Here is an 8955-nt window from a genome sequence, read left to right on the forward strand (position 1 = left end):
ATAGATAAGATAGTGAGGTCAAGATGACGATTCGTTTTGAAGAAAAGGTGAGTACAGAAAGTGCTCAGCTCGTATGCCAATGGTCCAACTCCCTTGGCCAAGCTTTTCAAGAACAATGGATGGGAACAATGATTCCTTTTCCCTTAACAATTCAAGTCTTGCAAGATTTGGAAGGAAGCTTTTCAATCTTTGATGGACAAGAATTTGTCGGCCTTATCCAGAAAATCAGACTGGAAGACAGAAATCTACATATTGGACGCTTTTTAATCAATCCCCAAAAACAGGGGCAGGGCTTAGGTAGGCAGGCTTTAAGGAAATTTGTTAGTTTGGTCTTTGAGAATGAAGACATAGATACTATTTCTCTAAATGTCTTCGAAGCAAATCAAGCAGCCCAGCACCTTTATCAAAAAGAAGGATTTGAAATCGTTCAAATAGTTGAAGTACCTGTACGAAAATACATTATGAAAAAGGGGAGATAGAAAGTAAAAATCCTTGAAATCAATCTTGACTGCGATGATGAACCTGAATCAGCCCCTCAAAAAAGACTGTATATGAATGAACGTTACCAGTGTTTAAAAACTAAAGAATATCAGGCGCTTTTATCTTCCAATGGTAGACAAATTTTCGCTAAACGTAAGATTGATATGAAATCTGTCTTTGGGCAGATAAAGGTTTGCTTGGTTATAAGAGATGTTATCTGAGAGGTAAGCGCCAAGTGAGAATTGACATAGGATTCGTACTCATGGCCAACAACCTGCTGAAATATAATAAGAGAAAGAGGCAAAATTAAAAAGCTAGAGTTCCGCAATTGGAAATCTCTAGCTTTTTGTTTTCTGAGAATCATTTTGACTCAGACTCTTTTGACTAATGTTACTAAAAAGATAAAGTAACTTTTAGCCTTATTTATTGTCGCCACTCAACATGTTTTTAACACCTTCGATAGCGCCTTCTACAGCGTCTTTGGCATCTTCAGCAACTTCTTTTACTTTAGAAACAACTTTTTCAGCTGTTCCTTCTTTTTCCATTTTTTCATCACCGATGGCTTTCCCAACACCTTCTTTAATAGAACCTTTAGCTTGATTTAATTTTTCTTCTACTGACATGATAATTTCTCCTGTTATATTTATTTTATCTTAGTTTACACGAGTTTTTTCGTGAGATACTACACCAGTTGCTGCACCTTTAACAGCTTCTACGCCTTCGCTAACTTTTTCTTGAACAGTTGAGAAACCAGATCCAAGACCAGATTTAGCTTTTTCGAATTGTTCTGAAGCGAATTCTCCTGTTGATTCAGCAACGTCAGATACGCGATCTTGAAGGCTTACTGAGTCTGCTTCATGTTGTTCTTTAGTTTTGATGTCGACAACGTTTACGTTGATTTCAACAACTTCCAAGTCAGTCATTTTAGCAACTTCTGAAGATACGATTTCTCTGATTTCTGAATATAAAGCTGGAACATTTTTTTGGTACTCAGCAATAATGTTTAAGTCAACTGCAACTTGTGTTTTACCAACTTCTACGTTAACACCACTTGTTACGTCATCGCTGTTAACGATTTTTTCTTTAAGATTTGAGAAGAAACCACCGTCGATTCCCAAAAGACCTGAAACGTTTTCTAGTGACAGACCAATGATTTTTTGTATAACTTTATCTTCGTAAGTAAGTTCCCCTTTGATTTCGTGAGCTACAGCAGTAGCATCTTTCTTTTCTACGTTAGTGTTAATGTTTTTTTCGTTTGACATATGAAACTCCTTTAATTAAATTAGTAATTTTTATTTATCTATATAGTTTTTTTCGATATATAACCCAGCTGCAACTCCCAGTGCTCCTAAAATCAATACAAATATTGTTTTGAAGAAGCCAAAGGAGACAATCAAACAAGCGAGAAATACGCCTATGAGACCAGTGATAATTGGATATCGATATTGTTTAAGCCATTCCATTTTTTACTTCCTTACTTCACACGACTAACAGTCTTTTTGTTTTGAGGTTTTGGTTTAGGCTGGTAGTCTTTTACTAGAACTTCTAGTTTAACCTGACGCTCAATACCAAAAAACTGCTTCAATCCATTAGTTATTTCATTTTGAATTAGTTGGCATCTGTCAGCGATGTTGTCCGAAGGAAGAATTTTACCTTCTACATGAACGAAACATTTATTTTTTCGTAAATTTACATGAACAGTTGGGTTCTTGATCAATCCATGATCACTCACCAAACTTCTAACAAAACCTTCGATTGCAGAATTCTTTAATTTTAATGTATCGTTTTTAGTTTCAAGTTGAATTTCCAAATAACGTTTAGGATAAAACAACACAACTAACATCGATAACAAAACTAAAGTTGATAGAGCCACTATCCCCCAGAATATATATCTAGAGAGATAGAATTCAACGAAATGATTCTGTCTCCAGCTAAATAGCTGAATGCCTAGATCACTAACTTGATGATAATCTATCAAAACAGGAAGGAAAATTGTCAAGATTAAAATACAGAAAATAATTAAAAATATTTTCTTTGTTTTTGACATATACAATCCTTTCGATTTAACATTAAACTATTTTTACCCGTCTAATCTATTTAAAAATAGTTTATTTTACAAGTAATTATTTTTTACCTGTAAAGAATGATACTACAGTAACAACAATTGCTGCTCCTGCAATAGATGGGATCAAAGCCATTCCAGCGATGGATGGGCCCAACTACCTAAAAGGGATTGTCCTACAGATGACCCGACTAAACCAGCGAATACATTTGCGACGATTCCCATAGAACTACCTTTTTTAGTGATTCTACCTGCTACAAGTCCAATAAGACCTCCAGCAATGATTGACCACAATATTGCTTACCCTCCTTTTCTATTTTAATATCAAAAAATAAATCAATTCCTTTGATTATCGCTATTATATAATTTTAATATAAAATAATCAATTATTTTGATTATTATATAATTTTAATATAAAAAAATCAAATTCTTTGATTGTTGCTATTATATAATTTTTAAAATTAAAAATATAATCTTTCGACTTGAATTTGATTCTGTATTCACGCACTTAATAGACGGTAAAATAAGAAAATTGTTTATATATTGCTCCCGTAGTGTTATTATACGAAATAAAAGATTTTAGTAAAAGTTGTTATATCATGCTATACCTATTCTTTGTGGTATAATTGCAAGAAGTTTAATCCGATAATTTATAAAAAGAGAAAGACATTCATGAGAGATTTATTATCTAAAAAAGTCATAGGCAATTAGAATTATTAGAATTATTATTTGAACATAAACGATGGTTTCATCGTTCTGAACTAGCAGAGTTACTAAATTGTACAGAACGTGCAGTCAAAGATGATCTATCCCATGTTAAATCTGCTTTTCCTGACTTGATTTTTCATTCTTCGACTAATGGTATACGCATTATTAATACCGATGATAGTGATATTGAAATGGTTTACCATCATTTCTTTAAGCATTCAACACATTTTTCGATTTTAGAATTTATCTTTTTTAATGAAGGTTGTCAAGCTGAAAGTATTTGTAAAGAATTTTATATCGGTTCATCTTCGCTCTATCGTATTATTAGCCAAATCAATAAAGTGATTAAAAGGCAATTTCAATTTGAAATCAGTCTGACCCCTGTTCAAATCATTGGAAATGAGAGAGACATTCGTTACTTTTTTTGCACAATATTTTTCAGAAAAATATTATTTTCTAGAATGGCCATTTGAAAATTTTTCATCAGAGCCCCTATCTCAATTGTTAGAATTGGTTTATAAGGAAACAAGCTTTCCAATGAATTTGTCAACGCATAGAATGCTAAAGTTGCTCCTAGTTACGAACCTATATAGAATAAAGTTTGGTCATTTCATGGAAGTAGAGAAAGACTCTTTTAACGATCAAAGTTTGGATTTTTTAATGCAGGTAGAAGGAATAGAAGGTGTTGCTAAGAATTTTGAATTAGAATACAATATCTCTTTAGATGAAGAAGTTGTTTGCCAATTATTTGTGTCTTACTTTCAAAAAATGTTTTTCATAGATGAAAGTCTCTTTTTGAAATGCGTAAAAAAGGATATCTATGTTGAAAAATCTTACCATCTATTGAGTGATTTTATTGATCAGATTTCAGTCAAGTATCAGATTGAGATTGAGAATAAGGATAATCTGATTTGGCATCTGCATAATACTGCACATCTGTATCGTCAGGAGTTGTCCACTGAGTTTATTTTATTTGATCAAAAAGGGAATACAATCAGGAATTTTCAAAATATTTTCCCTAAATTTGTTTCAGATGTAAAAAAAGAGCTTTCTCATTATTTAGAGACTCTTGAAGTTTGTTCTAGTTCAATGATGGTAAATCATCTATCTTATACCTTCATCACTCATACCAAACATTTGGTGCTTAATCTACTACAAAATCAGCCAAAGCTGAAGGTTCTGGTTATGAGTAATTTTGATCAGTATCATGCAAAATCCGTTGCAGAGACACTTTCTTATTATTGCAGCAACAATTTTGAACTTGAAGTTTGGACTGAATTAGAATTATCAAAGGAATCTTTAGAAGAATCGCCTTATGATATCATCATTTCTAATTTTATTATTCCTCCGATTGAAAATAAGAGACTGATCTATTCAAATAATATAAACACGGTCTCACTCATATCTTTGTTAAATGCCATGATGTTTATTCGATTAGATTAGTAACCTAAAATAAAAAATGCTATTTCGCGTTTTGAACTGTACCTCAAAAGTTAGACAGAAAAAATCTAATTTTTGGGGTGTTTTTATTAAGAAAAGACCTTCAGTCATTTAAGTAAAATGTACATCTAGAGTCATAGTCCTCTAAAACTCTTGCTTTTTTTGTAGAAGACAAGAAAAAAAGCCTTGATGTTAAGGCTTTTCCTGTTGTATGTAGATGCCCCCTACATGAATTTGTAAGAACTTTTCATATTGAAAATAAACAAAAATGTTGAAATATAGCTGATTTTAGGGAAATACTTTTAGGTATTTTCAATGTAAATATTTCAAAATGGGGCAAAAGTGGGGCAAAAACGAATGACTCACATTTGGTTTGAAAATCTATAATACCTAATGATTATGCCATACTAGATATATAGTGTTGTTATAAATAAATGTCAGTGCGAGTTCAAATCGGAGGATAAAATGGAAAAACAAATTAATGAAAAAAAAGCCTTGGTTTCCAAAGCTTTTTTAATGCTAAAAACTCATTAAAACAACTCCCAGTAAGGTGTGGAATGTTTTTTAGTCTGTGTCATATAAAAATAAATAGAATGAATAGCTATAGCTAGAGCTAAAATGGTTGTTATACTCACTACTATTATAGGATTAGAAGCAAAGATTAAAGAGAGAATCAAGGCAGCCAGATAGAGTGTAGCTTGGACACAGTAGTAACTTTTCGAATAGCGAAGATAGTGTTTGTTATAGGGCCCATTTGCTAGGACAGCAGCTTGGAAGAGGCCGATTCCGATATAAAAGAAGCTGGTTGCAAAGAGAAGATTAACTTCAGGATTCAGAAGAAAACTCATCGAAACGGTCATCATAAGAAGTCCAATGAAAATAGGATAGTGACTGTAAATTAGAAATAGTCCCTTTTGATTAGATTCTTCATCAATAGCATGGTCGAATTGAACAAAATAAAACAAGAACAGAGAAAGCATAATAATGAAATAAAGAACCGAATAAATCGAGAAATTCTCGATTGTAAAGAAGTTAACTAGCCCCATAATCATCTCTCCAAACGTAATAATGACAAGAAGGGAGATGCGCTCGATTAAATGGGGGAGAACTATCTGGAAATGATCATCTTTACTAATCGAGGTAATTGGCGTAATAAATGTTAGCAGAATACTAGCATAAAGGATATAGACTCCAATGTAAATAGGAAGAAGAGCTGCTAGATAGATTTCTAAACTTCGTAGACCTGTTATCCATAGAAAACCTTTGATACTTTCCCTATGAACATTATCGGTTGATTTTTTAAAAAACTCAACCAAATATTGAAAAAATAAGGTAAGGGTTAATGTACCAATAGCCCAACAGACATAATGAAAATATTGTTGCCAATCATCTTTAATCAAATTGGATATAAAGAGTAAAAGTCCCATATTGATAAACATGATTAGCATGTTAAATAAAGAGTTCTTTCCATAGCGATTGGTATAAACGGTTTGAATCATCCAGGCATTGATGAGAAGCAAGACAGACATGAAAAAATCAAGCAAAGAATTCCAAGTCAAAATACCGTTATGAAGATGGTGAATTAAAGCAGTTACTTTTGAAATCGCAAAAACAAAAACTAGATCATAAAAAAGTTCTGAATAATTTACACGTTTATGTTTAACAAGAGTTGTCATCTTAAGACCTTTCTATTTTAGAAGTACAATTTATTATAACAGAAAATGGTAATAAAAAAAAAGGAGATGCTTAAATAACTTCATGTGACGCGAATGAACTGCGCCACAAAAGTTAGGTTTTTTCTGTCTAACTTTTGGGGTGCAGTTCAGAAGGGGTGTTTTTTCTATCGTTTTTTAGTGCTAAGACTACACAAAAAAGCCTTGATTCCAAGGCTTTTTCCTGTTGATTTAGATGCCCCCTACAGGGATTTGGAAAGGACTTTCATATTGAGAGCAATTAAAAATATTGAAATATAAGTGATTTTAGGTATTTTCAATGTCATGATTTAAAAATGGGACAAAAGTGGGGCAAAAACCATACAGATTCTAAACTGTATGGTTCTTTTTTTATCTAACCAAGAAAGGTTAAAACTTATTAAAACAAATGCAATCAACTGTTGAAAACTTTTTAGTCCGTGTAATATAAAAACAAGTAAAAAGTTGAACTATAGGGAATATTGTGTCATAATAGGTAATAGATGAATAATTAATAGATTGGAAATAATGCTTTCTTACCTTAACAAGTTGAATTGGTTATACATTTTTTCGTCGCAATTGTGTCTATCTCTCGAGTTTAGCTAGTTTTTATAAGCTCTGGTTTCTAATCAATATAACAAATTTTAGAAGTGCATAAGACAAGATGGTGACATTACTACAGTCATTTCTAGTCACCATATGTTGCTGGCACAGGCTGTTTGTAGTGTTGGCTATTTACTAGTCAGTTTAATCGGAGTGTTTAATTTTTATTGTTGAAAGGTTTTTATATGGCGAAAATTCTATCTTTAGGTCTGACAGGTAAGAAATTACTTGCTCAGGGGTTCTTGTTTGTTCTGCTAGGTCTCATCTTGATGGTCACGGGGACTTGGTTGCCAGTAAAGATTATTCGACTGGTTCTGTTTTTAGCTTGGATAGCAACGGTCTTAGATTTAGTATTACGTATTTTCAAAAAAAGTCAGTCAACGGACACCTTGGGAGTTGCACTGGTTAAATTGTTAGTGCTGGGATATTTGCTTGGCTCCAATCTTGCGACGGATGTGCCGATTTATATTTTGGCTCTTGTGATTGGAGTTTATCAGATTTTTCATGCTAGTATTAACCTTGTCACCTATGTTCTCTACCGCAAAAACAAAATTCGACCTCGTTTTCGTCTCTTACTAGATGGACTCGTACTAGTTTTTCTTGGTGGGACTAGTCTTTTGTCCTCTACAGGAAATTCTGTCTTTCAACTCTTTGTATTAGGGGCTTATTTTTTCCTTTATGGTGTGTCCAATATCCGTGATGGTTTCTTGTTTGAGGAGGAAATTGGGAAAAACCATCTCAAACGTCGTATTAGAATTAGCTTACCTATTGTCCTAGCCGCTCTCATCCCTGCAAGAACTTTAGCAAAAGTTAACAAATTTATGCTGGAAAATGCTGATGAGGAAGAAGATATCCATCTTGGAATAGTGAAGTCTGGTAAGACAGCGGAGCTTGAAATTTTTGTTCATACAGCTGAGACCTCTCTGTTTTCGGCAATTGGTCATGTGGATATCTGCTATCAAGGCCGTGTTATTTCTTATGGCAACTATGATCCGTCTTCTGAGACCTTATTTGGCATGGTAGGAGATGGTGTCTTATATTTCTGTGATCGTGACAAGTACATTGACCTATGTAAACGTGAGAGTCAAAAAACGCTTTTTGGTTATGGGATAGATTTGACGCCTGAAATGGAAAAAGCAGTTCAGAAAAAGTTGGCTGAATTGAAACAACTGACGATTCCATGGGAGCCAAGTGCAGATAAAATCATGACAGGTGATGGTAAGGAAGACTACACCTACGCTTATAAAATCAGACATGAGACAGATGGGGAACTTTATAAATTTATCAAATCTAAGTTTAAATCCTACTTTGTCTTATCTACAAACTGTGTGCTCTTGGCTGATACCATAGTCGGTCAGGCTGGCACCGATATCCTCTCACCCAAAGGATTTATCGCTCCAGGAACTTACCAAGCCTACCTTAATCGAGAGTTTGAAAAACCAAATAGTATAGTCGTATCTAAACATGTTTATTAAGGAGAATTTATGAACTTAGTAAAAAAATACACCCCGTTAATCCTTTTTATAGGGCTGGTTGCTCTTGTAATTCTGAATGCATCGAGCTTTATATCAGGAGCAATCTCTCTCTTTGATGTAATATCAACCTTGATTTATGGTGCTGTTATTGCTTTTGTGCTTAATGTTCCTATGAAAAAAATTGAACAGTATTTAGTTAAATTGAAGGTAAAGGCAGAGTTGCGTCGTCCGATTGCCATGGTACTTGTTTTCCTAGCTCTTATCTTAATCGTGATTGCTCTTTTGGTTTTGGTGCTGCCAACCCTAGCCCAGACTATTAGTCAGCTGGGAACAGTCCTTTCAACAGTCCTGACTCAACTTGGGAAATTGCTAGGCAGCTCGGAATTTGTAACCAAAGACATGTTGTCAACTATCGTATCAGGCATACAGGGACAATCTAGTTCTATTAGCCAAGCTTTGATAGGTTTTTTATCAGGTCTGACTAGTAATATCGGCA

General features: G+C 33.6%; 7 protein-coding genes and 3 pseudogenes. 4 read left to right on the plus strand and 6 right to left on the minus strand.

What is annotated here, in order from left to right:
• Nucleotides 1–23 precede the first annotated feature (23 nt).
• Nucleotides 24–479, plus strand: a complete 456-nt coding sequence (locus PAN07_RS15180; protein ID WP_269798241.1) for a GNAT family N-acetyltransferase — start codon at nt 24–26, stop codon at nt 477–479.
• A gap of 420 nt (nt 480–899) precedes the next feature.
• Here the strand turns inward: PAN07_RS15180 and PAN07_RS15185 are convergent, their stop codons facing one another.
• The 5 genes and pseudogenes from PAN07_RS15185 to PAN07_RS15205 form a co-directional block, all read right to left on the minus strand.
• Entirely contained in the window at nt 900–1103 is a 204-nt protein-coding gene (locus PAN07_RS15185) for a CsbD family protein (RefSeq protein WP_000109960.1), read from the minus strand.
• A gap of 30 nt (nt 1104–1133) precedes the next feature.
• Nucleotides 1134–1742 (minus strand): Asp23/Gls24 family envelope stress response protein, encoded by a 609-nt coding sequence (locus tag PAN07_RS15190; protein WP_000064110.1) that lies wholly within the window; start codon nt 1740–1742, stop codon nt 1134–1136.
• A 30-nt stretch (nt 1743–1772) separates the two neighbouring features.
• A complete protein-coding gene (locus PAN07_RS15195; protein ID WP_269798242.1) occupies nt 1773–1943 on the minus strand; it encodes a DUF2273 domain-containing protein in 171 nt (56 codons plus the stop codon).
• An 11-nt stretch (nt 1944–1954) separates the two neighbouring features.
• The gene (gene amaP / locus PAN07_RS15200) at nt 1955–2527 is read right to left on the minus strand and encodes an alkaline shock response membrane anchor protein AmaP (protein WP_023946078.1); all 573 of its coding nucleotides are present in this window, start codon (nt 2525–2527) and stop codon (nt 1955–1957) included.
• Nucleotides 2528–2603: 76 nt separating this feature from the next.
• Nucleotides 2604–2839, minus strand: a pseudogene (locus PAN07_RS15205) (GlsB/YeaQ/YmgE family stress response membrane protein).
• A 375-nt stretch (nt 2840–3214) separates the two neighbouring features.
• On the opposite strand from PAN07_RS15205, the pseudogene mgaSpn reads away from it, so the two are divergent.
• A pseudogene (gene mgaSpn, locus PAN07_RS15210) lies at nt 3215–4693 on the plus strand (virulence factor transcriptional regulator MgaSpn).
• Nucleotides 4694–5220: 527 nt separating this feature from the next.
• Here the strand turns inward: mgaSpn and PAN07_RS15215 are convergent.
• Nucleotides 5221–6366 carry a low temperature requirement protein A gene (locus PAN07_RS15215; RefSeq protein ID WP_020903223.1) on the minus strand — a complete coding sequence of 382 codons (1146 nt, stop codon included), beginning with the start codon at nt 6364–6366 and terminating at the stop codon, nt 5221–5223.
• 803 nt (nt 6367–7169) lie between these two features.
• Here PAN07_RS15215 and PAN07_RS15220 point away from each other — a divergent pair.
• Nucleotides 7170–8459, plus strand: coding sequence for a DUF308 domain-containing protein (locus tag PAN07_RS15220; protein WP_269798243.1), 1290 nt, complete (start codon nt 7170–7172; stop codon nt 8457–8459).
• 9 nt (nt 8460–8468) lie between these two features.
• Nucleotides 8469–8955: pseudogene (locus tag PAN07_RS15225) on the plus strand (AI-2E family transporter); the annotation flags it as partial.

It is taken from the genome of Streptococcus sp. SM5 (assembly GCF_027497975.1).

Coding starts and splice junctions, on each gene's coding strand:
- PAN07_RS15180 (WP_269798241.1), top strand. CDS start 24: ATGACGATTCGTTTTGAAGAAAAGGTGAGTACAGAAAGTGCTCAGCTC.
- PAN07_RS15185 (WP_000109960.1), bottom strand. CDS start 1,103: ATGTCAGTAGAAGAAAAATTAAATCAAGCTAAAGGTTCTATTAAAGAA.
- PAN07_RS15190 (WP_000064110.1), bottom strand. CDS start 1,742: ATGTCAAACGAAAAAAACATTAACACTAACGTAGAAAAGAAAGATGCT.
- PAN07_RS15195 (WP_269798242.1), bottom strand. CDS start 1,943: ATGGAATGGCTTAAACAATATCGATATCCAATTATCACTGGTCTCATA.
- amaP (WP_023946078.1), bottom strand. CDS start 2,527: ATGTCAAAAACAAAGAAAATATTTTTAATTATTTTCTGTATTTTAATC.
- PAN07_RS15215 (WP_020903223.1), bottom strand. CDS start 6,366: ATGACAACTCTTGTTAAACATAAACGTGTAAATTATTCAGAACTTTTT.
- PAN07_RS15220 (WP_269798243.1), top strand. CDS start 7,170: ATGGCGAAAATTCTATCTTTAGGTCTGACAGGTAAGAAATTACTTGCT.